Raw genomic sequence first — 24,843 nt, forward strand, 5'->3', positions numbered from 1 at the left:
ATGACCGCGGCCTCAATCCAGATGGAACTTTGCCAGCTCGCGATGCTCGGCCTTGATGTAGCGCACGGTGCCGGTGACGGAGCGCATCACCACCGTCTCGGTCTCGATCACACCGTCCTTGCGGAACTTGACGCCTGAGAGCAGCGAGCCCGTGGTGACGCCGGTGGCGGCGAACAGGCAGTCGCCGCGTGCCATGTCCTCGATGCCGTAGATCATCTTGGGATCGTTGACGCCCATCTTGGCGGCGCGCTCGCGCTTCTCCTCGGAATCGAGGATGAGGCGGCACTGCATCTGGCCGCCGATGCAGCGCAGCGCCACGGCGGCGAGCACGCCTTCCGGTGCACCGCCGGTGCCGAGATACATGTCGACGCCGGTGTTGTCGGGGTCGGCGCAATGGATGACGCCGGCAACGTCGCCGTCGGTGATCAGGCGTACGGCCGCACCGGTCGAGCGCACGCTCGAAATGATGTCGGCATGGCGCGGACGGTCGAGCACGAGAACGGTGATGCCCTCGGGCTTCACGCCCTTGGCCTTGGCGAGGCGGCGGACATTGTCGGCCGGCGAGGCATCGAGATCGACGACGCCCTTGTCGTAGCCGGGGCCGATCGCGAGCTTCTGCATGTAGACGTCGGGGGCGTGCAGCAGCGTGCCGCCGTCAGCCATCGCCATGGTGGCGATCGAGCCCGGCATGTTCTTGGCGCACAGCGTGGTGCCTTCGAGCGGGTCGACCGCGATATCGACCTCGGGACCTGCCTTGAGGCCGACCTGCTCGCCGATATAGAGCATCGGCGCCTCGTCGCGTTCGCCCTCGCCGATCACGATGGTGCCCTGGATCGGCAGCTTGTTGAGCTCGCGCCTCATGGCGTCGACGGCGGCCTGGTCGGCCGCCTTCTCGTTGCCGTGGCCGCGCAACCGCGCCGACGACACCGCCGCCCGCTCCGTCACCCGCACGATCTCCAGCGTGAGAATGCGCTCGAGCAAGGCGTGCGGGGGGACTTCAATATGGGTCGACATCGGCTTACTCCTTCGAAACGTTTGGGACGGAAATCTCCGCCCGCATCAACTCACAACGCCCGGTGTTCGTTCGAACGAACGACCGCCTCAGTTCTTCTCGATCCGGATCACCTGCGGCCGTCCGCTGATCACCTTGTCCTTCTGCACGGCGGCGAGCGCACGGCGCACGGCATCCTCGTGAGTGGCATAGGTGATCAGGATGACGGGCACCGGGACAGCCTTGCCGTCAGTGGGCGCAGCGCCGCCATTGGGATGACGCTGCACGATCGACTCGATCGAAATCTTCTGCTCGGCAAGCCGCGTCGCGATCGCGGCCGCAGTGCCGGGGAAATCGCGGGCGAGCAGGCGAATGTAATAGCCGCCCTCGTGGCGCTCCATCGGCGCCTTCTTGGTGTCGCGCAGCTGCCCGATCGGCCGGCCGAACGGATTGGCGCGGATGCCGCGCGCGACGTCGGCGATGTCGGCGACGACGGCGGATGCGGTCGCGGCACCGCCCGCGCCGGGGCCGACCAGCGTGATCGGCGGAATGCCTTCGCCATCGATCGTGACCGCATTGGTGACACCCATCACCTGCGCGATCGAGGAGGATTTCGGCACCATGGTCGGATGCACGCGCTGCTCGATGCCCTTGGCGGTGCGAACGGCAACACCGAGCAGTTTGAGCCGATAACCGAGATCGTCGGCGGCGCGAAGATCTTCCGGCGCGATGGAGGAGATGCCTTCGACATACACCGCACTTTGAGCAACTTTCGTGCCGAAAGCGAGGCTGGCGAGAATGGCGAGCTTCTGCGCGGTGTCGTGGCCGTCGACGTCGAAGGACGGATTGGCCTCGGCATAGCCGAGCCGCTGGGCATCCTTGAGGCATTCGGCGAAGGACAGGCCCTCCTGCTCCATCCGGGTCAGGATGTAATTGCAGGTGCCGTTGAGGATGCCGTAGACGCGGTTGACGCCGGTTCCGGCAAGCCCTTCGCGCAACGTCTTGATGACGGGGATCGCGGCGCCGACCGCTGCCTCGAAATTCAGCGCACCGCCGTGCTTTTCAGCCGCCTTGGCCAGCTTGAGGCCGTGCTTGGCGAGCAGCGCCTTGTTTGCTGTGACGACCGACTTGCCGGCACCGAGCGCAGCGTCCACCGCCGACAGCGCGGGATCGCCGGCGCCGCCCATCAGCTCGACGAAGCAATCGACCTCCGGATGCGTGGCGAGCGCGATCGGGTCCTTCGCCCAATCGAAGCCGCGCAGGTCGATGCCGCGCTTCTTCGCCTTCGAACGCGCGGTGACCGCAACCACGCGGATGCCCCGGCCGCTGCGCCCTGCGAGCACGCGCGCCTGTGTTTCGATCAAACGGATAACCTCGGCACCCACGGTGCCGAGCCCCGCTATGCCCACTTTCAGCGGTGCGACCATGATACTTCAGAAAACCTGCAGAAGAGAATTACCGCCGATTGGCGAGAGGAACCACGTTGTGCAACGTTTCGATGCCGCTTTCAAGGAAGCGGCGGACGCCGCGCGCGGCCTGCCTGATCCGTTGCTCGTTTTCCACCATGGCGATGCGGACATATCCTTCACCATGCTCGCCGAAGCCGACGCCGGGCGAGACCGCGACGCCGGATTTCTCCACCAACAGGGTCGCGAACTGCATGCTGCCGACGCTGCGGAAGGCTTCCGGCAGCGGCACCCAGGCGAACATCGAGGCCTCCGGCGCCGGGATTTCCCACCCAGCCCGGCCGAACGATTCCACCAGCGCGTCGCGGCGCTTGCGGTAGGTGTCGCGCATCTCCTTGATGCAATCGTCGGGGCCGTTCAGCGCGGCGGTCGCCGCGACCTGCACCGGCGTGAACGCGCCGTAATCGAGATAGGATTTGACGCGGGCGAGCGCGGCGATCACGCGCTCATTGCCGACTGCAAAGCCCATGCGCCAGCCGGCCATCGAATAGGTCTTCGACATCGAGGTGAACTCGACGGTGCAGTCCATCGCGCCCGGCACCTCCAGCACCGAGGGCGGCGGGTTGCTCTCGTCGAAATAGACCTCGGCATAAGCGAGATCGGACAGGATCAGGATCTCGTGCTTCTTCGCGAAGGCGACGAGGTCCTTGTAGAAGTCGAGGCTCGCGACATAGGCGGTCGGGTTCGAGGGATAGCAGACGACGAGCGCGAGCGGCTTGGGGATCGAATGCACGATCGCCCGCTCCGCCGCCTCGAAGAATTGCGGCGTCGGCTCCGACGGCACCGAGCGGATGACGCCGCCCGCCATCAAGAAACCGAAGGCGTGAATCGGGTAGCTCGGGTTCGGACAGAGGATGACGTCGCCCGGCGCGGTGATCGCCTGCGCCACATTGGCGAAACCTTCCTTCGAACCCAGCGTCGCCACGACCTGGGTGTCGGGGTTCAGCTTCACGCCGAAGCGGCGGGCGTAATAGGCGGCCTGGGCCCGGCGCAGCCCGGGGATGCCGCGCGAGGCCGAGTAGCGGTCGGTGCGCGGCTTGCCGAGCGTCTCCTTCAGCTTGTCCAGCACATGCGCCGGCGCCGGCAGGTCCGGATTGCCCATGCCGAGGTCGATGATGTCGGCGCCGGCATTGCGCGCAGCCGCCTTGGCCCGGTTGACCTGCTCGAACACGTAAGGCGGAAGGCGGCGAATGCGGTAAAATTCTTCCATGGCTCTCTGGGCTCCGGGCAACCGGTCAGGACAGAATCGACAGGCCGCGAGGGCCGGCACGAAAGCACTCAGGCTCCATCGCGAAAATTACTCAGAATCAAATACTTAGAGCAATCGTCGGCAACGAAGATTGAAGTCGTTCGCCCTGACTCCAGGCTGAACCGAGGTCTTTTACCACGGCAAAGCGGAGGCGCCAGCGATTACGTTGGCAGTCTCGCGGCCACGGGCCTATTTGGCGTCCTTGGCGGCAGCGGCCTGGCGATCGCGCGCGGCGGCGAGCTCGGCCTCGATCTTGGCGCGCTGCTCCAGCGGGATGATCGCCTGATCGCGATCCGGGGGCAGATCGTGCACGGGCAGATAGCTCCCGGGCTCCCTGGTACGCGGCGGCGCATCCGCGGGCGCCAGATCCGCGAGTTGACTCGAACACCCGCCCAGGGCGAGCGCCGCCATCAGCACCGCGCCGCAGATCGGCAGCGTCTTTTGCAGGTCCCATAACGCCAACACTTGGGAAATCCCCTACTCGTCCCAAAGCACGGCCCGGGCAAGCTTACCCAAGACCGTGCCCAAGCTCAAACCATTGCTGCCCAAAATGGTTAGAGCAAGAAAACAGCCGATGCCCAACAAACCGAGCCGTGCGGCCCGATTGTGACGGAACCAAGAAGATTTGTCGCAGTGCAACACATCTTCGAGAGCGTTTAACGTCAAACCTGCGAGCTTCGCGGTGACGAATACGGAATGAATCGTTACTGTTCTGCCCATGAGTATGGCCACGACCGATACGCCGAAACCCGAGACGAAGTTCGACGCCGAAGCCTTTGCGATGAACGTCGCGCGGGCGATGGAGAGCGGCGGCAAGGCGCTCGCCGCCTATCTCAAGCCGCGCGAGAGCGGCGAGGTGCAGGACCGCCCGCCGGCCGAGCTTGCCGAGGTCGTCAAGACGTTCACGTCGGTCGCCGAATATTGGCTGTCGGACACGTCCCGCTCGTCCGATCTCCAGACCAAGCTTGCCAAGGACTATCTCGACCTGTGGGGCTCGGCGGTGCGTCGCATGGCCGGTCAGGACGCCGAGCCCGCGATCGCCCCCTCGCCCCGCGACAAGCGCTTTGCCGATCCGGAATGGAAGTCGAACCAGTTCTTCGACTTCGTCATGCAGCTCTATCTGCTCACGACCAAATGGGCGCAGGAGCTGGTGCGCGACGCCGAAGGGCTCGATCCGCACACGCGCCGCAAGGCCGAGTTCTACGTCCAGCAGGTCACCAACGCGCTCTCGCCGTCGAACTTCGTGCTGACCAACCCCGAAGTGCTGCGCGAGACGGTGGCGTCCAGCGGCGAGAACCTCGCGCGCGGCCTGAAGATGCTGGCCGAGGACATCGCCGCCGGCAAGGGCATGCTGAAGATCCGCCAGTCCAATCCGGACAATCTCGTCGTCGGCGTCAACATGGCGACGACGCCGGGCAAGGTGATCTACCAGAACGAGATGATGCAGCTGATCCAGTATTCGCCGACGACGGAGAAGGTGCTGCGCACCCCGCTCCTGATCGTGCCGCCCTGGATCAACAAGTTCTACATCCTCGATCTGAAGCCGGAGAAATCCTACATCAAGTGGTGCGTCGACCAGGGCATCACCGTCTTCGTGATCTCATGGGTCAATCCCGACAAGCGGCTCGGCAACAAGGGCTGGGAAGACTACATGAAGGAAGGCCCGCTCACGGCGATGGACGTGATCGAGAAGATCACCGGCGAGATGAAGGTGCACACCGCCGGCTATTGCGTCGGCGGCACGATGCTCGCGACCACGCTGGCCTGGCTCGCCGAGAAGCGCCGCCAGCGCGTGTCGTCCGCGACGTTCTTCGCGGCCCAGGTCGACTTCACTCATGCCGGTGATCTGCTCGTGTTCGTCGACGAGGAGCAGATCGCGGCGCTCGAGCAGGACATGAAAACGGTCGGCGTGCTCGAAGGCTCGAAGATGGCCATGGCCTTCAACATGCTGCGGTCCAACGACCTGATCTGGTCCTACGTGGTCAGCAACTATCTGAAGGGCCAGCAGCCGAGCGCGTTCGACCTGTTGCACTGGAACTCCGATGCGACACGGATGACCCAGGCCAACCATTCCTATTACCTGCGCAATTGCTACCTGGAGAACCGGCTCTCCACCGGCACGATGGCGCTCGACAACACCCTGCTCGATCTCTCCAAGGTGAAGGTGCCGGTCTACAATCTCGCCACCCGCGAGGACCACATCGCGCCCGCAGAATCGGTGCTCTACGGCTCGCAGTTCTTCGGCGGCCCCGTGAAATACGTGCTGTCCGGCTCGGGCCACATCGCGGGCGTGGTCAATCCGCCTGCCGCGAACAAGTACCAGTATTGGACCAACGACAACATCAAGAACGTCAGCGTCGCGCAGTGGATGAAGGGCGCCACCGAGCACAAGGGCTCGTGGTGGCCGGACTGGCGGGAGTGGCTGGGCGAGCTCGACCCCGAGGAAGTCCCGGCGCGCGCGGTCGGCAGCGACGCATTCCCGCCGATCGAGGACGCGCCCGGCAGCTATGTCAGAGTTCGCGCGTAGCGGAATGCGGCGCGCTTTCGTATAGACTAATTGTTTGAGCATGATCTTTTCGGAAAACCGCTACTCACTTTTCCGGATCATGCTCTAGCCTCAATCCAGCGACGACACAGGGACCGGCACTATGACACGCGAATTGTTCTGGCTGACACTGACGGTGATCCTGACGGGAGTTCTGTGGGTTCCCTACATCATCAACCGCTGCCAGGTTCGCGGGTTGAGCGGCGCCATGGCCAACCCCTCGCGCGGCGACAAGCCGCAGGCGGAGTGGGCCAACCGGCTGATGTTCGCCCATGACAACGCGGTCGAGAACCTCGTCATCTTCGCCCCGCTGGTGCTGATCCTGAACGCGATCGACTATTCCACGAAATGGACGGTGCTCGCCTGCGCCGTCTATTTCTGGTCGCGCATCGCGCACATCATCGTCTATGCGCTCGGAATTCCGGTGTTCCGCACCCTCGCCTTCACCGTCGGCTTCTTCGCCCAGGCCGTGCTGGTGCTGGCGATCTTCGGGGTGGTTTGAAGCACTTTCCACGTCATTGCGAGGAGCCCTCGCGACGAAGCAATCCAGACTATTTCCGCGGTGGAAGCTCTGGATTGCTTCGCTTCGCTCGCAATGACGGAGGATAGAGGCCTGCCTCACTCCTCCGGCAGGCCGAGCATCAGCCGCATGTTCTGCACGGCTGCGCCGGATGCCCCCTTGCCGAGATTGTCGAGCCGGGCGACCAATAGCGCCTGGTGATATTTGTCGCTGGCGAAGACGTAGAGCTCGAGCATGTTGGTCTCGTTGAGCGCCTCCGGCTCGAGCCGGCCGCCCTTGCTCGCCTCGTTTTGCAGCGGCATCACCTTGACGTATTTCGAGCCGGCGTAACGTTTTGCCATCGCCGCCTGCAGGTCGGCGCCGCCGGGCTTGCCCGGCAGCGTGTCGAGCTGGAGCGGCACCGAGACCAGCATGCCCTGCCGGTAGTTGCCGACCGAGGGAATGAAGATCGGCCGCCGCGTCAGGTTCGAATAGAGCTGCATCTCCGGCAGATGCTTGTGCTCGAAGCCGAGGCCGTAGAGCTCGAAGGACGGGGCGCTGCCATCCTCGAAGCTTGCGATCATCGACTTGCCACCGCCGGAATAGCCGCTCACCGCGTTGACGGTGACGGGATAATCAGGCGGCAGCAGGCCGGCATCGACGATCGGCCGCAGCAGCGCGATCGCGCCGGTCGGATAGCAGCCGGGATTGGAGACCTTCTTCGCCGCCTTGATCTTGCCGGCCTGGTCAGGCGTGAGCTCCGCAAAGCCGTAAGCCCAGTCCGGCGCGACCCGGTAGGCGGTCGAGGCATCCAGCACCTTGGGCGCGTGAGCCCCCATGCCGTCGACCAGGGCAACGGTTTCCTTGGCGGCATCGTCGGGAAGGCAGAGTATGACGAGATCCACCTCCTCCATCAGCGCCTTCTTGGCCGCGGGATCCTTGCGCTTGTCGTCGGCAATGGTCTTCACCGCGACGTCGCTTTGGAGCTTCAGCCGCTCATTGATGCCGAGCCCGGTGGTGCCGGAGCCGCCATCGACGAAGACGGTGGCCGGCTTCTTTGCCGCGCTGGTGGCCGGAGCTTTGGTGGTGTCAGCGAGGCTCATGATGCGCTCCCTTCGAGCATGTTCGTGTCGTCTGCGAAAATCTGCGGCCTTGCCTGCCGCATCAATTGTGAGATCCGCTTGGCATCGGCATCGCCGCCGTCAAGCGCATTCGCGATCGCTGCATAATCGGCATCCGACTTGTGCTGGTTCAGCTTGAAGCTGCCTTCGACCTCCTCAACGGTCATGACCAGCCCAACGATCCCTTTCTTCATCGTCTCCAGCCGACCCGCCGTCATCTTGGCCGACGTCCACGGCTTTTTCGGCAACAGCCAGCCCTCAAACTTGGCGCTGAGCGTCTCGAGCTGCACCGCCAGCTCGTCATCCGACAACAGCCGAACCGGCCCGCTCAGATGCACCGACTGGTAGAGCCAGGTCGGAACCTGATCCGGCGAGACGTACCAGTCCGGCGATACATAGGCATCCGGGCCGTTGACCGCGAGCAGCCACGACGCCTCGCCGCCCGCCAGCTTTAGCAGCGGATTGTGACGGGCGAGATGAAAGGCAGCCTGCGGCGTGCCATCTGCGGCATAGGTCAAATAGAACGGCAACGGCGAGGCGATCGGCCGCTTGCCATCGAAGGCGCACATCGTGCCGAAGCCGCGCTCCTCGGCGAATTTCAGGCTCGCGGCGCGGTCCTGCTTGAAAAAGGGTGGCGTGTACATCGTGGTCTCCTGCTGGGCCTCCTCGGGGGACCGCCGGATCAGATCGCGCTGACAGGAGAGAGGATGCCGCGGATCGGGTCCAGCGGCAAAGACGATGATCTCAAACGCGATCGACCGCCCAAACCGCTAAGCTGCGGCGGCGGCGACGGGCGAACAGAATGGTCGCGGCGTTGATCATGGCGCGCGGCTATAATGCCCGCTGGTTCCATGGTCAAGAGCAAATCGGTTCAGTGGGACGGCAGGATGCCGCACGCGCGACGGCAGGACGCGCACAGATGTCATCGGCCCGCCGTGGAATTTCCACTAGAAGTAGGGGTTTTCGAGAACGACCGGCGGGACACAACCTCTTCGCCGGCCCCGAGCCGTTCGCACCCAGCCTCAGGACATCACCATGACCGAGATTACTCGTCGCGCAACGCTAGCCGGCGCCGCCGCATCGGCGCTCCTGCCTTTCGTGAAGATTTTGCCCGCGGGCGCCGCCGCGCCGCTGGCCGAGAAGCAGAATGCGAGCTTCTATCGCTACAATGTCGGCACCCACCAGGTCACGGTGGTCTGCGATGGCGTTGCGACCGTCAATCTGACCGACAATTACGCCGCCGGCGCCAGCAAGGATGACATCAACAAAGTGTTCGCCGAGCACCACCTGCCGGCCGACAAGGTCACCCACACCTTCAACCCGGTCGTGGTCAACACCGGACCGAAGCTCGTCGTCATCGATACCGGGCTCGGTCCCGACCAGTTCACGCAGTCGAAGGGCAAGGTCGGCCAATTCCAGAACAATCTCGCCGCCGCCGGCATCGACCGCGCGGCGGTCGATACCGTCATCATCTCCCATTTCCATGGCGACCACATCAACGGCCTGCTGGCGGCCGAGAACAAGCCCGCCTTCCCCAATGCCGAGATCATGGTTCCGGCGGTGGAATGGAAGTTCTGGATGGATGACGGCGAGATGAGCAAGGGGATGGGCAATCCGATCCTCGAGAACAATTTCAAGAACATCCGCCGCGTGTTCGATGCCCTGGGCCGCAAGGTCACGCAATATGAGGCCGGCAAGGAAGTCGCGCCCGGGATCACCTCGGTGGCGAGCCCCGGCCACACGCCAGGCCACAATTCCTTCATCGTCGCCTCCGGCGCCGAGAAGGTGCTGGTGCAGGTGGATATCACCGCGGGCGCAGCGTTCCTGTTCGTGAAGCATCCCGAATGGAACATCGCATCCGACGTCGACAAGCCGCTGGCCCAGCAGACGCGCCGCAAGCTCTACGACATGGCGATTGCCGAGAAGATGCCGATCCAGGCCTTCCACGCCGCCTTCCCCGGTCTCGTCCGGGTCGAGAAGGACGGCTCCGGATATCGCTGGATCCCCGCGATCTGGAACGCATCGCTGTAGGCTTGCTTAGAAGGCTTGGCCTGACGCCCTGACCGGGCGGCCCCGTTGCCCGGTCAGATCACCCGCCAGATCCACTCCATGATCTTGGCGAGCACGTCGCCGAACAGCAGGAGCACGGCCGACCAGATCAGGGCCGAGACGAAGTTTGCAGCCTGGAAGGTCCAATAGGGCATCTCGAAGATGCCGGCCGCGAGCGGCACCGAGGCGCGCAGGGGTCCGAAGAAGCGCCCGATGAAGATGCTGGGGACGCCCCAGCTGCGCACGAAAGCCTCGCCTCTGGGGAGCAGTCCCGGATAGCGCGAGAGCGGCCACATCTCGGCGACCTTCTCCTTGTAGCGATAGCCGAACCAGTAGGAGACCCAGTCACCCAGCGCCGCGCCGAGGGCGCCGGCAATCCAGACCGGAAAAAAGTTGATGCCGCTGACCCCGATCAGCGCACCGATTGCCACCAGCGCGCCCCAGGCCGGGACCAGCAGCGAGATGAAGGCGAGCGACTCTCCGAAGGCCAGCACGAACACGATTGGCGCTGCCCAAGCCTGGTGAACGCGCACGAAGTCAGTGAGGGCGTGCGCAAACTGCTCCATCCAAAATAGCCTTCCCGCCCCGTCTCAAGGTGCTGCTCGATGAAAAGGACTGGTAAGCCAAGGACTTGTGTGACATCAAGTCACAAAACCCAGACATCACCAAGCCGGCACGTCAAATTGCCGGGAAATGGCGAGGCTGCGGCGTAAAATCGCCCGGATTCGCTCCCAACCCACAGCGCCCAGTCCGCCCTACGGTAACCTTTCCAAGTCAGAAGTGGCATAGTCGGCTTAACCGATTCGCCGCTTCTGCGGCCCTCAAAACCCATCAAGATATATGTCCAAGCAGTTGAAGCCAAAAGCAAAAGACGATTTCTTCGGCGGTGACGAGCCGAAGCCCCGCACAGCCGTCAAGGCGGCGCCGCGCAGTGGCGGGGAAGCCGATTACACGGCAGCCGACATCGAGGTGCTCGAGGGGCTGGAACCGGTGCGGCGCCGGCCCGGCATGTATATCGGCGGCACCGACGAGAAGGCGCTGCATCATCTGTTCGCCGAAGTCATCGACAACTCGATGGACGAGGCGTTGGCCGGGCATGCGACCTTCATCGGAGTCGAGCTGAGTGCGGACGGTTTCCTGACCGTCACCGACAACGGCCGCGGCATCCCGATCGATCCGCATCCGAAATTCCCGAAGAAGTCGGCGCTCGAAGTCATCATGTGCACGCTGCATTCGGGCGGCAAGTTCGACAGCAAGGTCTATGAGACCTCGGGCGGTCTGCATGGCGTCGGCATCTCCGTGGTGAACGCCCTCTCCTCGCGTCTCGAAGTCGAGGTCGCGCGCAGCCAGAAACTCTACCGCATGACCTTCGAGCGCGGCCATCCCAAGGGCAAGCTCGAGGACCTCGGCAAGGTCAACAACCGCCGCGGCACGCGCGTGCGCTTCAAGCCCGACACCGACATCTTCGGGCAGAAGGCCGCGTTCAAGCCGCAGCGCCTGTTCAAGATGACGCGCTCGAAGGCCTACCTGTTCGGCGGCGTCGAGATCCGCTGGAACTGCGCGCCCGAGCTGCTCAAAGGCGTCGAGGACGTGCCGGCGGAAGCGACGTTCCACTTCCCGGGCGGCCTCAAGGACTATCTCGCTGCCGCGATCCACGCCGACACGCTGGTGCATCCGGACATCTTCTCCGGCAAGTCGGGACGCAACGGCGCGCACGGCGCCTGCGAATGGGCGGTGGCCTGGACCGCGGACGCCGACGGCTTCCTTTCCTCCTACACCAACACCGTGCCGACGCCCGACGGCGGCACCCACGAATCCGGCCTGCGCAGCGCGCTGCTGCGCGGCTTGAAGGATCACGCCGAGCGCGTCGGCCAGGGCAAGCGCGCCGCCTCCGTCACCTCGGAAGACGTGATGGTGGGCGCCGCCGTGATGCTTTCGGTGTTCGTGCGCGAGCCCGAATTCCAGGGCCAGACCAAGGATCGCCTCGCCACCGCCGAAGCGCAGCGCATCGTCGAGCAGGCGATGAAGGACCCGTTCGACCATTGGCTGTCGGGCAATCCGAACATGGCCAACCGGCTGCTCGACTTCGTCATCGACCGCGCCGAGGAGCGGCTGCGGCGGCGGCAGGAGAAGGAGACCGCACGCAAGACGGCCGGCAAGAAGCTGCGCCTGCCCGGCAAGCTCGCCGACTGCACCGATGCCGGCACCGAGGGCTCGGAGCTGTTCATCGTCGAGGGCGACTCGGCCGGCGGCAGCGCCAAGCAGGCGCGCGACCGCAAGACCCAGGCCGTGCTGCCGCTGCGCGGCAAGATCCTCAACGTCGCCTCCGCCGGCAAGGACAAGCTGACGGCGAATGCGCAGCTCTCCGACCTCGTGCAGGCGATCGGCTGCGGCACGCTCGCGCAATATCGCGAGGAGGATCTGCGCTATCAGCGCATCATCATCATGACCGACGCCGACGTCGACGGCGCCCACATCGCCTCGCTCCTGATCACCTTCTTCTATCGCCAGATGCCGCGGCTGATCGATGAGGGACATCTCTTCCTCGCGGTGCCGCCGCTCTACAAGCTGACCCACGGCTCCAAGTCGGTCTACGCCCGCGACGACGCGCACAAGGAGGCGCTGCTCAAGAGCGCGTTCAACGCCAACGCCAAGGTCGAGGTGAACCGCTTCAAAGGGCTCGGCGAGATGATGCCGGCGCAGCTCAAGGAGACCACCATGGACCCGGCCAGGCGGACGCTGCTCAAGGTGGTGCTGCTGGCCGACGACCGCGACACCACGGCGGATTCGGTCGAGCGGCTGATGGGCACCAAGGCCGAGGCGCGCTTTGCCTTCATCTCGGACAAGGCCGAGTTTGCCAGCGACGAGCTGCTGGACGTTTGAGGCGGCAACCAAACCGGCTGCACGCCAACACAGCCCCGGCCCAAAGCCGGGGCTGTGTCTTTGGGGCAGCGGCCGCCGTTTCGGACCAGTTTGCCTTGTGTGCTGCCGGGATCTTCGTTGCTTTCCGGATTCGTCTCGCGGCGACTCGGCCAGCGACTCAGCGGATGCTGCGGCCGGGAGCAGGATTGCCTCCGTCTCGGACAAAACCGAATTTGCTAACGAAACCTTACTCAAAATCGAGTCGCCAGAATCCGGTCAAGGCCTTGAAACATAACAATTTTTCTAGATCTGGGCGAGGCCGCCGCAAAATACCCCCACACCGGCGTTTTCCGGCGACTGTGCCTGTCCGGCAACAGCATTTCGGCAAGAACCGTCTATAGTCCGGTCATCAGATGACACGGACTTCAGTGCGCTCGCGCCGACAAGGTTTGGGGATTTAAAATGAAGAAGACATTGCTCGCTCTGACCGCGGTTGCGGCGATGGCCGGCTCGGCCTCGGCTGCCGACTTGGGCGCCCGTCCCTACGCGAAGGCCCCGATGCCGGCGCCCGTCGCCAACTGGACCGGCTTCTACGTCTTCGGCGGCGGCGGCGGCGGCCTCTCCAATGCTGACCAGCAGATTGTCGACACCGCCACGGGTACCCCGCTGACCATCACCCAGCGTCAGGGCGGTTCCGGTTGGTTTGGTACGGTCGGCGCTGGTTACGACTGGCAGTTCAGCGGCACCTGGGTCGCCGGTGTGTTTGGCGACGCTCAGTTCGGCAGCATCCGCTCCACCATCCAGGATCCGATCTTCGACATCACTGGTAACCAGAAGCTGGAGACCTCTTGGGCCGCGGGCGTGCGCCTCGGCTGGCTGGTCGCTCCGAACGTTCTCTCCTACGTCAACGGCGGTTACTCCGGCGCTCACTTCGGCCGCACCAACTTCACGACGCTCGGCGGTACCCCGGCCGGTGTTCACCTCAATGGCTACGATCGTCACGGCTGGTTCATCGGCGGCGGCGTCGAGAACAGCCTGAACATCTTCGGCATCACCTCGCCCGGCTGGTTCATGAAGACCGAGTACCGTTCGGCCTTCTACAATGCCAAGACTGAGGCTATCCGCACCGATATCGGCGACCTCCCGACCATCAACAGCGTCCGCGCCAACAGCTGGAACCAGACGATCTCGACCTCGCTGGTCTACCGCTTCAACTGGACCGGTCCGGTCGTCGCGAAGTACTGATCTGATCGCACGATCAAGCGTCAAAGCCCCGGCATCGCCGGGGCTTTTTCGTTTTGGGCCCTAGCGTCCTTGCGGCCACGGCCCATTGTGTCCGTACCAGAGCTACGGCTAGTCTGTCGGCAAGTTTTCGTGGCTGCGGCAGTCGTTGATGCCGTGGAGCGCGACAGAAGCGGACCGATGGGAGGAAGGCATGCGCAGATTTCTGCTGGTGGCAGGCCTGTTTGCAACCGCTCTCGGGCTGCTCTGGATTGGACAGGGCACGGGCACGGTTCCGTGGCCGCGATCGAGCTTCATGGTCAACCAGCTGCACTGGGCCGGCTATGGCGCAGCCATGGCCGGGTTCGGGCTGGTGCTGATCTGGCAGAGCAACCAATAGAAGAAACCAGGGAATTCAAGCATGACATCCAGCCGGTTCGATCTCCGCGGCAAGGTCGCGATCCTCACGGGAGGCAATGGCGGCATCGGGCTCGGCATGGCGCGCGGCCTCGCCGATGCCGGCGCCGACATCGCCGTGGTCGGACGCAACGAGAGCAAGTCCGCCGCCGCCGTGGCCGATCTCAGGCAGCGCGGCGTGAAGGCGATCGCCGTCGCCACCGACGTGACCGACAAGGCGGCAGTCGCAGCCATGATCGACCGTGTCGTCAAGGAGCTCGGCCGCATCGACATCCTCGTCAACAATGCCGGCATGAGCATCCGCAAGCCGCCGCACGAGCTCGAGCTCGACGAGTGGAACAAGGTGATCGACACCAACCTCACCAGCGCCTTCGTGTGCTCGAAGCTGGCCTATCCGGCGCTGAAGGCGTCCGGCAACGGCAAGGTGATCAACATCGGCTCGATGATGTCGATCTTCGGCGCAAGCTTCGCGACCGCCTATGCGGCCAGCAAGGGCGGCATCGTGCAGTATACGCGCGCCTGCGCCAATGCCTGGGCGCCGGACAACATCCAGGTCAATGCCATCCTGCCGGGCTGGATCGACACCGATCTCACCCGCGGCGCGCGACAGCAGGTCTCGGGGCTGCACGAACGCGTGCTGGCGCGCACGCCTGCCGGACGCTGGGGCGACATCGACGACTTCGCCGGCATCGCCGTGTTCCTGGCATCGCCCGCGTCGAATTTCGTCACGGGCACCGCGATCCCGGTCGACGGCGGATTCTCGGTGATGGCCTGAGGTCGGTCTGCGCGCCATCCAACGACGCAAAAAAGAAGCCCCGGACGACGCCGGGGCTTTTGAATTGAGACAGTGCTTTTCTTGATCGTTGGTCGCGTTGCGTCGACGTGCTCAGTAGCGGGCGATGGTGGGTGCGTCGAACTTGTAGCTCGCGCGCACCACGGCCCATTGGATGTCGCGCGGCTTGGCATCGAAGGTGTAGTTTCCGGAGGTGCCGCCGAGCTGATAGGTCTGGCTGGTGAAGGCCGCGTAATTGTATTCGAGGCCGACGATCCAGTTGCGGGTGACGCCGTATTCCCAGCCGGCGCCGACGGTCCAGCCGTTAGCCCAATGGGTTTGTCCGCCCGAGCCCGTCGCCACACCGACGGTGTCGGCGACCGAGAGGCGGTTGTTCGCGCCGGCATAGCCGCCCTTGATGTAGAAGAGGTTGTTCTGCACGGCGAAGCCGGCGCGCCCGACCACGGTCGCGAGCACGTTGGTACGCCAGGAGAACACGTCATCCGCGGCGCCAAACACGGTGTTCGTGAACGAGCCCTTGTTGTCGAGACCCGAAATCGTGCCTTCCACGCCGAACACGTAATTGTTGGCCTGCCAATTGTAGCCGATCTGCGCGCCGCCCATGACGCCCGCGTTGCGCTGGCGATAGCCCTCTCCCGGCAGCAGATCGCCGAACGCCGCGCCGGTGCCGTTGTTGATGAACTGCTGGTTGGTCCATGCGCCACCGATGTGGCCGCCGACATAGAAGCCGGTCCAGTTGAACAGCGGCTCGACATAGGCGGGCGCCTTCGTGTAGCGCGCACCGAGATCGGCGGCGGAGGCCGCACCGGTCGAAACCAGAGCCGTCGTGCAGGCAAAGGCGGCAATCAACTTATTACGCATGGTACACCCTGTGTCCTTGATGGACGCACGGTCACAGACGGCTCTTACCAAAATTGAAATCAACACGGTTAACGTGGCGGTTGGGCCCGCATCGCGCCGTGAATCCGATGGCGATGTTGCAAGCGTGCAACGCATCGCGCGCGAATTCACGCCGCGTTATCCCTACCGAAGTCCTCCGCTAGGATTGCGGCGCGGCGCGCAAATGCACGTGCTCGGGCCGCACGCCGAGCGCAAGCAGGCGCGCTGGAATGCCCTGGAGCCATGGCAGCGCGGTGATGAGGCGCACGACCAGCGGCACCTTCAGCGGCCGGTCGCCGCCCTGCAAGGCGCCACTGATGATGTTGTTCTGCACGACCACCTGCATAGCTTGCGTCATCTTCACCGGGAACGCGCGACGGCGCCTGATGGCATCGAGCTCGTGCTCGGACGGGCAGCCATGCTGCAGCTTGTCCGCCAGGAGGTTCGCGGTCGCAACCGCATCCTGGACGGCGAGATTGACGCCGACGCCGCCGATTGGCGACATCGCATGCGCGGCGTCGCCGATGCACAACAGGCCTGGCTGCGTCCAGCGCGTCAGACGGTTGATCGCGACGGTGAGCAGCTTGACGTCGTCGAAGCTCTTCACCTCGGCGGTGCCGGAGCGGAGGATCGGCGCCATGCGCACGACGTCGTCGAGCAGCGCCGAAAGTCCCCTCGCCTTCACCGCATCGTACTGTCCCTTGGCGATGACATAGGCGCACTGCCAATATTCGCCGCGGTCGAAGGTGATCATCATCTTGCCGGGCTCGACCCGAGCGAACACGTTCTCGGTTTCGTCGGGTTTGCGGCCGGCGCGAAACCACAGCACGTCCATCGGCGCGCCGATCTCCTCGACGCTAAGGCCGGCGCGCTCACGCACCGTCGAATGCCGGCCGTCGCAGGCGATGGTGAGATCGGCCTCGATGTCGATGATGCCCTCAGGCGTCTTCGCCCGCACGCCGGCGATCGTCTCGCCGCGGCGGATCAGATCGATCGCCTCCGTGCTCATCATCACCTCGAGCGAGGCAAAGCGCCTGCCCGCCTCGCGCAGAAAATTCAAGAAGTCCCATTGCGGCATAAAGGCGATGAAGGGGTATTTGGTATGGAGCCGGCTGAGATCGGCAATGCGCACAGGCGTGCCGCCGAACAGGCCGTCCATCTTTTGCAGGCGCTGGTGCGGCAGCTTCAGGAAGCCGTCGATCAGGCCGAGCTCATCCATCACTTCAAGCGTCGACGGATGCACGGTATCGCCGCGGAAGTCGCGGAAGAAATCCGCATGCTTCTCCAGCACCACGACGTCGATGCCGGCGCGTCCCAGGAGGTAGCCGAGCATCATGCCGGCAGGTCCGCCGCCGACGATGCAGCAGCGGACCTTCATGGTCCTGTCAGATTGTGGGTTGGGTGTCACTGCAGACGCGAACCGCGAGGTGAGTATCGATGAAGAGATGTCCGCCGATACTAGCGCGATTCAGGTCAAAGAGAGTCCTAATTATGCAGGGCGCAGGTGGATCAATGCCGGTTGGGAGCAGCAGACCGGCGCCAAATGAAAGGCCCGCTTCGTGCGGGCCTTCCGTGACGGTCGCGTTCGACTATTTCTGATCCTCGTTGCTGGTCCCGGACCCCGGACTACCGATCGGCACCCCATTCGGAGCGCGCCCGGCACCCATGTTTCGCTCGGCCTGAGCTGCCGTGGGCGACTTGCCGGCGGCAGTCGGCGCCTGAACGTTGGGATTGGTCGGGCTGTTATTGGTGTTGATGTTGGCGCCTGTGGTGGTGCCCTGCGTTCCCATGCCGGAGGGAGCCGACGGCCCGGAATTGGCACTGCTGGGTGACGTTCCAATTCCGGCGCCCGATGAGGCCGCAGATCCGCCGCTGGCTCCGCCGGTCCCCGTGCCTGCCGCGGCACCGGCACCCGCACCACTGCCGCCTGCGCCACCACCACCACCGCCTCCGCCACCACCGCCTCCTTGAGCAAGGGCGGCCGTCGAAAGCGCAGCACAAGCGATCGTGACGAGGATGGATTTACGGATCATGGATCGTCTCCCTGGTTTGGCAAACAATCCAGCCCGGCAGGAGTTGTTCCTTCCGCAGGGGAAGCGAGCTTCTCGTCTCAGGACTTTGGCGACTTGCGGTCCCACGGCCGCTTGCCATCGGCGTCGCGATCCCATGGTCGCGTGGCCGGAGCCCCCTTCTCATCCTCGGCGGCCTTCGCGCGGTCCGCTTGGACGCGTTCGCGATCGGTGAGAGGTGGGGCTGTTGGAACTGGATTCGTTTGAGCCAGAACCGGAAGCGTCGTCAGGAGCGCGACAATAAGGAATTTTGTCATTCCCGGCTCTAGCACTTTCACCTTGGCTTGTCCGATTTAAGTTCGGCCGCTGCGCGAGATCATCCCGTCACAATCGCACAGCGCATCAATTATTACTCCGGTTCGCGCTCCTGAAGCTCTTGATCTCCGACACGCTGCCGTCGCGATAGGTCAGCTCCACCGAGACGGATTTCGTGCTTGGCGCGAGCTTCATGTAGAGCGGCATGCCGGCGCTGACCGCGCTGGGGTCGCGCATGTCGCAGGGCGGCATCTTCAGCACCTGGTTGGGCACGGCGCTGTCGACGCCGATGCGCACCTCGCGGATGGCGCAGCGGTAGGAGACGAGATGGGTGTAGTAGACGAGCAGCCCGTTGAACTCGCGGAACGACAGCCAGCTCGTCGAGGTCATGTCGAGGATCTTGCGCTGGTCGCGGATCAGCGCGGCCTCGGGATCGAACCTGATCGGGAACGGGCCCTGCATGTCGCCGGACTGATCGACATAACGGACCTCGATCGTGCCAGCCTGCGCATCCGGCGGCAGCTCGATCGACGGGTTCGGCATCCGCTTGCGGGTGCGCGGATCGAGCGTGTCGATGAAGCCGGTCTCGCGGAAATCGCCCGTGCCGGCAATGCGCCAGGAAATGCCGAGCGTCGGATCGGCGAAAGAGAAGGTCACGCTCCAGCCGCCATTGTGACGCGAGAAGCTCGCGATCGGCGCGTTGAGGGTCTCCTCCTTGGGCATCTGCGGCACCGACACCGGCGGCAGCGCCGCAAGCTTCGTGGGCGGCGGATCGTCCGAACGCGCGGCGGTGTCCTTGGCGAGGCCGCTGAGGAAGACATCGTCGACCATCTGGTCGAAATAGACCGGCACCTGCCTGTGCTTCACGGTGTCGGCGAGCTCGCTGACGGCACGGCGGGTACGCTGCGCCACCTGCACCAGATTCTCGCCGGGCTTGAGCAGCTCCTTGGCGAAGGTGCGCGTAAACACTGAGTTTGGATTGGCGTCGTCATTGGAGAGCCGATCGAGCGCGGTCTGGCGGGGACCCGCGGAGAACACCGAGAACACGCCCTCGGGCAGCTGGGTCATCGGTGCGAGACCGCCGGCGCCGGCGACCGCGCGGGTGCCCTTGCGCTCGAACGGATTGTTGCGGCAGGCGTCGAACACCAGGATCGAGGTCCGCGCCTTCTTGTTCTGCAGCCGCTCGACGATGCGGTCGGCCAGGATCGAAGCGTCGCGCACCAGCTCCTCCTGCCCTTCCGTCGCAGCCGGCACGTCGGTCGGCAGCAGATAGTTCTGGCCGGCGATCTCGAAACCGTGGCCGGCATAGAAGAAGAACGCGGTGTCGCCGGGCTCGATGGCCTTGTCGAAGGCGAGCAGCGTCTCGGAGAATTGCTGCCGGCTCTGGTTCTCGGCGACCATCACCGAGAAGCCGAGCTGCTTCAGCGTGTCGCCCATGGTGCGAGCGTCGTTGACCGCCTTGAGCAGCTTCGGCACGTTCTTGTAGTCGTTGTTGCCGACGACGAGCGCGACACGCTTAGCGGCCCAGGCGGGCCCCGCGAAACCGCTCAGGCCCACCGCGAGGCCAAGGGCCGCCAGAATTCTGAAAAGCCGACGCGTCATCGCAAAATTTCCCGTTGCAGAACCGGCCCTGCCACCGATCTTCGAACGGCAGTTCATGGGACCCCCTGCCGCTGTGTGATAGTCGGCCCAGACCTGACGACGGTTCAAGGACCCCGGGGGCTCCGATTGTACGATCCGACTATGGCCGATTCCGCTGGAATCTGTTTCCTTTTGGACAATTTCGCCGGAAGCGAGGGGCTGCCGTGTTGCACTGGTGTACGGACGAGGTCGACCCGAAGGATCGCTTCGACTATTGGCGCGAGGTGCGCGCCAAGGGGTTGTTCGGTGTCACCGCCGAGCTCGCGCGCGAGCGGCGCGCGGACTTCTTCGGCGAATTCTCGCTGCGTAAGCTGGGCGGCGCCGGCCTCGTCGAGCTGAAGGCCTCGCCCTACGCGGTCGAGCGCAGCGCGTCGGACATCGCCTATGCCCCGGGTGAGGCGATCTGCGTCTACCAACAGCTTGGCAGCGGCGGCTGGTTCGGCGGCATGCGCGCAAGCGACTTTGCCATTGCCAATGGCAGCTTCGCCACCAGCCATACCGACCTGCCGTACCGCACCGCCCCGCTGGGCACCGGGGGCTTCCACCTGCGGATCCTCAAGATCCCCGTGAGCCACATCCCGGTGCAGGACAAGCGCATGCGCGATCTAGCGCCCCGGACCTTCAACGATCCGGCCCTGGTGCCCCTGCTCGCGGCCTGCTTTGCCGATCTCAACGAAATCGCCACGGACGATACGGCCTCTGCCGTCCAGGCGTCCTTGGTCCAGGCTTTGGCCCATCTGGCGCTGATCGAGCGCGGCGTCGTGCGGCCCGGCAGCCGGCGGGGACAGCAGGCACTGCGGACCGCCCGCCTCTCGCAAGCCCGGCGGCTGATCGCGCGCCACCTTCAGGACCCCAATCTTGCGCCGGCCATGGTGGCCGACCTGCTCGGCGTCTCCGTTCGTCACCTGCACATGCTGTTCGAGATGGCAGAGAAGAGCTTTTCCCAGACGGTGACCGACGAGCGCCTGAAACAGAGCCGCCGCCTGCTGCGCGAGGCGCCGGAACGGCTGATCGCCGACATCGCGTCGTCGTGCGGCTTCGAGAGCCTGGCGACCTATTACCGGGTGTTCAACGCCGCCTATGGCATGGCCCCAGGTGATTTCCGGGCCAAAGGCACGGACGGCCGTTAGCTGCTGTCTTGGCGGTTGCGGCCAAGCGGAGGGGGCTCGGGGGAAAACCCCAGCCGCGCCCGTGATTTGGGCAAAAACCTCAGGCTTTTTAGGCTCTTCCCGCGCCCGCTCCATTGACTTTGGCCAATTCCCGCCTATGTTCCGGGTCGACGCGGCTCAGATCGAAGAGCGATTCCTGAGCCTTGCGCTTTGTCCGCGTGAGTCAGCACCCCCAGCTTCTTCGAGAGCGCGCCGTTTCGGGGTGGAACGCGACAGCCTTATTACCCTCGATTCCGAACGGCGGTTTCGACCAGAGGCTCAATGTCCTTTTCAGATCTCGGACTGTCCGAAAAAGTCCTCGCCGCAGTGGCGGCCACCGGTTACACCACCCCCACCCCCATTCAGGAACAGGCGATCCCCCACGTCCTCGCACGCAAGGACGTGCTCGGCATCGCCCAGACCGGCACCGGCAAGACCGCGGCCTTCGTGCTGCCGATGCTCACCATCCTCGAAAAGGGCCGCGCCCGGGCGCGCATGCCGCGCACGCTGATCCTCGAGCCAACCCGCGAGCTCGCGGCCCAGGTGAAGGAAAACTTCGATCGCTACGGCGCCGGCCAGAAGCTCAACGTCGCCCTCCTGATCGGCGGCGTCTCCTTCGGCGACCAGGATGCCAAGCTGATGCGCGGCGTCGACGTGCTGATCGCCACCCCCGGCCGGCTGCTCGACCATACCGAGCGCGGCGGCCTGTTGCTCACCGGCGTCGAACTGCTCGTCATCGACGAAGCCGACCGCATGCTGGACATGGGCTTCATCCCCGACATCGAGCGCATCTGCAAGCTCGTTCCCTTCACGCGGCAGACCCTGTTCTTCACCGCGACCATGCCGCCGGAAATCCGGCGCATCACCGAAGCCTTCCTGCACAATCCGCAGAAGGTCGAGGTCTCCAAGCCCGCCACGACCGCCGTCACCGTTACGCAAGCCCAGGTGCCCGCCGGCCGCGAGGCGCACGAGAAGCGCGAATTGCTCCGCCGTTTGCTACGCGAGGCCAAGGACCTCAAGAACGCGATCATCTTCTGCAATCGCAAGCGCGAGGTCGCGATCGTTCACAAATCGCTGCAGAAGCACGGCTTCAGCGTCGGTGCCCTGCACGGCGACATGGACCAGCCGGCCCGCATGGCCGCGCTCGACCAGTTCCGCAAGGGTGAGCTGCCCCTCCTCGTCGCCTCCGACGTCGCCGCCCGCGGCCTCGACATTCCCGAGGTCAGCCACGTCTTCAATTTCGACGTTCCCCACCACGCCGACGATTACGTCCACCGCATCGGCCGCACCGGCCGCGCCGGCCGAACCGGCACCGCGATCTCGATCGTGACACCGCTCGACCAGAAGTCGATGGCGGCGATCGAGAAGCTGATCGGCCAGAGCATTCCGCGCGCCGAAGGCGACTATGACGTCCACGCCGAAGCGGGCGAACAAGGCGAGCGTCCGCGCGAGCAGCGCGGCCGCGAGCGTTCACGCGGCGGACGCGGCAAGCCGCAGCGCGGCGAGCGGCGCGGTCATGACCGCGAGCGCAGCCACGAGCCGCGCGAGGCGCGTGGCGAGGCACGGGCGGCTCCCGAGGCGAGGCCGGCACGCGAGGCACGGCCTCCGCGCGAAGCCAGGCAATCATCCGAGCCGCGCAATGGTGTGCGCCCGCAAGCGAATTCGTCGCATGTGCCCTCGATCGGCCGTCCCGAGCCGCGCCGCCAGCGCGAGATCGACAGCGAGCCGGGCGATCACTCGCATCTGCCGGCGTTTCTTCTGCGGCCGGTGCGCTCCCCCGCCGGCGCCTGAAGCGCGCTGGCGCGCCAGATTTCGGTTGAAGATCCTCGATCTACAATTTTTTGGATGCCCCGTGAACGTATATTTACGGGGCGTTCACGATCGTCCGTTAGCCTACGAACATAATTTAAGGATTGCTGCGGTCGATGGCGCGTCGGCCGCTGTGGGGATGTTCAGTGATCAAGGTACTCGACGAACACGAACGCACCCTGGCGTTCGCCGAGGTGGCGCTCGGTCAGATCCGATCGCTTCGACAGACGGCCATTCCCCGCAATTACGAGATCTGGTACGTCTACGCCACCGGCTACAACGCACCGCTCAACAAGATCATCAATGAGACGCTGGCGCGCAGCGGCAAGCTGACCGAGGCCGATCTCGAGCAGATCTACGAGACCTATCTCTCCCACATCAAGACCACCGACCGCATCGACAAGGTCGGCGCGCGCGTCGTCGGCGAGATCGACGACGTCGTGAAGGTGTTGGGCGAGGCGCTCGGCATGACCGGGGCCTACGATACCAGTCTGTCGGATGCGACCGAGAAACTGTCGTCGGCCGAGAACCGCGACCAGGTCAAGGCGATCGTCGAGGCGCTGCTGCGCTCCACCAGCGAGATGCGCGAGACCAACAAGGCGCTCGAAGAGAGGCTGACGCTGTCGAAGAACGAGATCAGCAATCTCCAGCAGAGCCTGGAGGCGATCCGCGCCGAAAGCCTGACCGATCCGCTCACGGGCCTGGGAAATCGCAAATATTTCGACCGCATGATCGGCATCGCAGTGCAGAGCGCGCTCGTCTCGGGCGAGCCGCTGTCGCTGCTGCTGTTCGACATCGATCACTTCAAGTCGTTCAACGATTCCTACGGCCATCTCACCGGCGACCAGGTGCTGCGGCTCGTCGGCCTTTCGCTGAAGCAGACCATCAAGGGCCAGGACATCACGGCGCGCTACGGCGGCGAGGAATTCGCGGTCGTTCTCCCCAACACCGCGATGCGCCAGGCACTGACGGTGGCCGACCACATTCGCCGCGCCGTGATGGCGAAGGAATTGAAGAAGAAATCGACCGGCGAGATCCTCGGCCGCGTCACCATCTCCGTCGGCGTCTCCACGCTCAGGGAGGGCGACGACACCGACGCGCTGATCGAGCGTGCCGACGCCTGCCTCTACGCCGCCAAGCGCAACGGCCGCAACCGCGTGATCTGCGAAGCCGATCCGGAATTCGCGATCGAGAGCCACAGCCGGGTGGCGTAGGCTAAATCAATTCCCCGCCGTCATTCCGGGGCGCGCCTCTTGGCGCGAGCCCGGAATCCATACTCCCGATGGTGGTTATGGATTCCGGGCTCGCGGCGATACCCGCGCCCCGGAATGACCGCGACCTGAGAGCGAGACCTCCGCCTCGGTAATGCGCGCGATTCAGCCGTCGCTTTATGAGCTACGGCGACCCGCCTTACGCGCCGTTTTCTTGGCCGGTCGCTTCTTTGCAAGGGGCTTCTTCGCCGCCGCCTTCTTCGCCTTCGGTCGCTTCTTCACCTTGGCGCGCTGGGCGGCAGTGAGCGCCGCCCTCGCCCATTGCGCAAGCTCCTGGGAATCGTCGAACAGGCGCGCCGGCAGCTCCCAGTAGGAATTCACAACCACGGTCTTGGCGCGGGTCGAATACTGGAACGGCTTCGAGCCTTCGGCCTCGAAGTCGGGAATGGTCGTCTCGTCGGCGCGAAAGAACAGGCCGGCGCGCAGCGACAGCGCGAAATTGACGCCGTCGGCGGAGATGCCGTAGCCGGAGAACATTTTCCGGATGGTGACCGGGCCGAAATCGGCGAACAGGTCGATCAGGAATTCGCGGTCCATCGGAGGCTTCCCTGCGCAAGC

Annotated in this window: 23 protein-coding genes; 10 read left to right on the forward strand and 13 right to left on the reverse strand. The window is 64.7% G+C overall.

All coding sequences use genetic code 11. The features are described from left to right. Nucleotides 1-12 precede the first annotated feature (12 nt). The 5 genes from glpX to I6F20_RS06765 form a co-directional block, all read right to left on the reverse strand. Nucleotides 13-1,014, reverse strand: coding sequence for a class II fructose-bisphosphatase (glpX, locus tag I6F20_RS06745; RefSeq protein ID WP_036022942.1), 1,002 nt, complete (start codon nucleotides 1,012-1,014; stop codon nucleotides 13-15). Nucleotides 1,015-1,101: 87 nt separating this feature from the next. Continuing rightward, a complete protein-coding gene (locus tag I6F20_RS06750) occupies nucleotides 1,102-2,418 on the reverse strand; it encodes a homoserine dehydrogenase (protein WP_036022941.1) in 1,317 nt (438 codons plus the stop codon). A gap of 28 nt (nucleotides 2,419-2,446) precedes the next feature. Next, nucleotides 2,447-3,667 (reverse strand): LL-diaminopimelate aminotransferase, encoded by a 1,221-nt coding sequence (locus I6F20_RS06755; RefSeq protein ID WP_035999902.1) that lies wholly within the window; start codon nucleotides 3,665-3,667, stop codon nucleotides 2,447-2,449. Nucleotides 3,668-3,895: 228 nt separating this feature from the next. After that, nucleotides 3,896-4,171: a hypothetical protein gene (locus I6F20_RS06760; RefSeq protein ID WP_036022940.1), complete on the reverse strand. Its 276-nt coding sequence runs from the start codon at nucleotides 4,169-4,171 to the stop codon at nucleotides 3,896-3,898. A gap of 12 nt (nucleotides 4,172-4,183) precedes the next feature. After that, nucleotides 4,184-4,438 carry a hypothetical protein gene (locus tag I6F20_RS06765; protein ID WP_085972048.1) on the reverse strand — a complete coding sequence of 85 codons (255 nt, stop codon included), beginning with the start codon at nucleotides 4,436-4,438 and terminating at the stop codon, nucleotides 4,184-4,186. Between I6F20_RS06765 and I6F20_RS06770 the strand changes: the two genes are divergently transcribed. Beyond that, the gene (locus I6F20_RS06770) at nucleotides 4,425-6,233 is read left to right on the forward strand and encodes a PHA/PHB synthase family protein (protein ID WP_225125527.1); all 1,809 of its coding nucleotides are present in this window, start codon (nucleotides 4,425-4,427) and stop codon (nucleotides 6,231-6,233) included. The two genes, I6F20_RS06765 and I6F20_RS06770, sit on opposite strands and share 14 nt — an antisense overlap. Nucleotides 6,234-6,354: 121 nt before the next feature. Continuing rightward, nucleotides 6,355-6,753, forward strand: a complete 399-nt coding sequence (locus I6F20_RS06775; RefSeq protein ID WP_225125529.1) for an MAPEG family protein — start codon at nucleotides 6,355-6,357, stop codon at nucleotides 6,751-6,753. Nucleotides 6,754-6,869: 116 nt separating this feature from the next. On the opposite strand, the gene argC is transcribed toward I6F20_RS06775, so the two are convergent. Both argC and I6F20_RS06785 read right to left on the reverse strand, forming a co-directional pair. Next, on the reverse strand, nucleotides 6,870-7,853 hold the full coding sequence (gene argC / locus I6F20_RS06780; RefSeq protein ID WP_036022938.1) for an N-acetyl-gamma-glutamyl-phosphate reductase: 984 nt from the start codon (nucleotides 7,851-7,853) through the stop codon (nucleotides 6,870-6,872). Continuing rightward, on the reverse strand, nucleotides 7,850-8,515 hold the full coding sequence (locus tag I6F20_RS06785; protein WP_109143890.1) for an FMN-binding negative transcriptional regulator: 666 nt from the start codon (nucleotides 8,513-8,515) through the stop codon (nucleotides 7,850-7,852). The genes argC and I6F20_RS06785 overlap by 4 nt, the downstream gene beginning before the upstream one ends. Nucleotides 8,516-8,906: 391 nt before the next feature. Between I6F20_RS06785 and I6F20_RS06790 the strand changes: the two genes are divergently transcribed. Beyond that, the gene (locus I6F20_RS06790; RefSeq protein WP_225125531.1) at nucleotides 8,907-9,902 is read left to right on the forward strand and encodes an MBL fold metallo-hydrolase; all 996 of its coding nucleotides are present in this window, start codon (nucleotides 8,907-8,909) and stop codon (nucleotides 9,900-9,902) included. A 53-nt stretch (nucleotides 9,903-9,955) separates the two neighbouring features. Here I6F20_RS06790 and I6F20_RS06795 read toward each other — a convergent pair whose 3' ends face one another. After that, nucleotides 9,956-10,486, reverse strand: coding sequence for a DedA family protein (locus I6F20_RS06795; RefSeq protein WP_035999932.1), 531 nt, complete (start codon nucleotides 10,484-10,486; stop codon nucleotides 9,956-9,958). A 274-nt stretch (nucleotides 10,487-10,760) separates the two neighbouring features. Between I6F20_RS06795 and parE the strand changes: the two genes are divergently transcribed. The 4 genes from parE to I6F20_RS06815 all read left to right on the forward strand — a co-directional run bounded on the left by parE (nucleotide 10,761) and on the right by I6F20_RS06815 (nucleotide 15,195). Continuing rightward, nucleotides 10,761-12,803 (forward strand): DNA topoisomerase IV subunit B, encoded by a 2,043-nt coding sequence (gene parE, locus I6F20_RS06800; protein WP_035999934.1) that lies wholly within the window; start codon nucleotides 10,761-10,763, stop codon nucleotides 12,801-12,803. Nucleotides 12,804-13,244: 441 nt separating this feature from the next. Then, nucleotides 13,245-14,027 (forward strand): outer membrane protein, encoded by a 783-nt coding sequence (locus I6F20_RS06805; RefSeq protein ID WP_225125533.1) that lies wholly within the window; start codon nucleotides 13,245-13,247, stop codon nucleotides 14,025-14,027. Nucleotides 14,028-14,217: 190 nt separating this feature from the next. Next, nucleotides 14,218-14,403 (forward strand): hypothetical protein, encoded by a 186-nt coding sequence (locus tag I6F20_RS06810; RefSeq protein ID WP_036000069.1) that lies wholly within the window; start codon nucleotides 14,218-14,220, stop codon nucleotides 14,401-14,403. Nucleotides 14,404-14,424: 21 nt separating this feature from the next. Beyond that, on the forward strand, nucleotides 14,425-15,195 hold the full coding sequence (locus tag I6F20_RS06815; RefSeq protein ID WP_225125536.1) for an SDR family NAD(P)-dependent oxidoreductase: 771 nt from the start codon (nucleotides 14,425-14,427) through the stop codon (nucleotides 15,193-15,195). A gap of 111 nt (nucleotides 15,196-15,306) precedes the next feature. On the opposite strand, the gene I6F20_RS06820 is transcribed toward I6F20_RS06815, so the two are convergent. From I6F20_RS06820 to I6F20_RS06835, 4 genes are all read right to left on the reverse strand, one after another. Continuing rightward, nucleotides 15,307-16,074 (reverse strand): outer membrane protein, encoded by a 768-nt coding sequence (locus I6F20_RS06820; protein ID WP_225125537.1) that lies wholly within the window; start codon nucleotides 16,072-16,074, stop codon nucleotides 15,307-15,309. A gap of 178 nt (nucleotides 16,075-16,252) precedes the next feature. After that, nucleotides 16,253-17,470 carry an FAD-dependent oxidoreductase gene (locus tag I6F20_RS06825; protein ID WP_225125538.1) on the reverse strand — a complete coding sequence of 406 codons (1,218 nt, stop codon included), beginning with the start codon at nucleotides 17,468-17,470 and terminating at the stop codon, nucleotides 16,253-16,255. 211 nt (nucleotides 17,471-17,681) lie between these two features. Then, nucleotides 17,682-18,125, reverse strand: a complete 444-nt coding sequence (locus I6F20_RS06830; RefSeq protein WP_225125539.1) for a hypothetical protein — start codon at nucleotides 18,123-18,125, stop codon at nucleotides 17,682-17,684. A gap of 378 nt (nucleotides 18,126-18,503) precedes the next feature. Beyond that, nucleotides 18,504-20,018, reverse strand: a complete 1,515-nt coding sequence (locus tag I6F20_RS06835; RefSeq protein ID WP_225125540.1) for a caspase family protein — start codon at nucleotides 20,016-20,018, stop codon at nucleotides 18,504-18,506. 203 nt (nucleotides 20,019-20,221) lie between these two features. Here I6F20_RS06835 and I6F20_RS06840 point away from each other — a divergent pair, with 203 nt between their 5' ends. From I6F20_RS06840 to I6F20_RS06850, 3 genes are all read left to right on the forward strand, one after another. Then, nucleotides 20,222-21,187, forward strand: a complete 966-nt coding sequence (locus I6F20_RS06840; RefSeq protein ID WP_225125541.1) for a helix-turn-helix domain-containing protein — start codon at nucleotides 20,222-20,224, stop codon at nucleotides 21,185-21,187. Nucleotides 21,188-21,487: 300 nt separating this feature from the next. Then, a complete protein-coding gene (locus I6F20_RS06845; protein ID WP_035999958.1) occupies nucleotides 21,488-22,996 on the forward strand; it encodes a DEAD/DEAH box helicase in 1,509 nt (502 codons plus the stop codon). Nucleotides 22,997-23,160: 164 nt separating this feature from the next. Next, nucleotides 23,161-24,228, forward strand: coding sequence for a GGDEF domain-containing protein (locus I6F20_RS06850; protein WP_225125542.1), 1,068 nt, complete (start codon nucleotides 23,161-23,163; stop codon nucleotides 24,226-24,228). Between the two features lie 174 nt (nucleotides 24,229-24,402). Here the strand turns inward: I6F20_RS06850 and I6F20_RS06855 are convergent, their stop codons facing one another. Next, nucleotides 24,403-24,822, reverse strand: a complete 420-nt coding sequence (locus I6F20_RS06855) for a TfoX/Sxy family protein (RefSeq protein ID WP_225125543.1) — start codon at nucleotides 24,820-24,822, stop codon at nucleotides 24,403-24,405. Nucleotides 24,823-24,843: the final 21 nt, after the last annotated feature.

Source organism: Bradyrhizobium sp. IC3123, from assembly GCF_020193625.1.
Taxonomy (GTDB): Bacteria; Pseudomonadota; Alphaproteobacteria; order Rhizobiales; family Xanthobacteraceae; genus Bradyrhizobium; species Bradyrhizobium yuanmingense.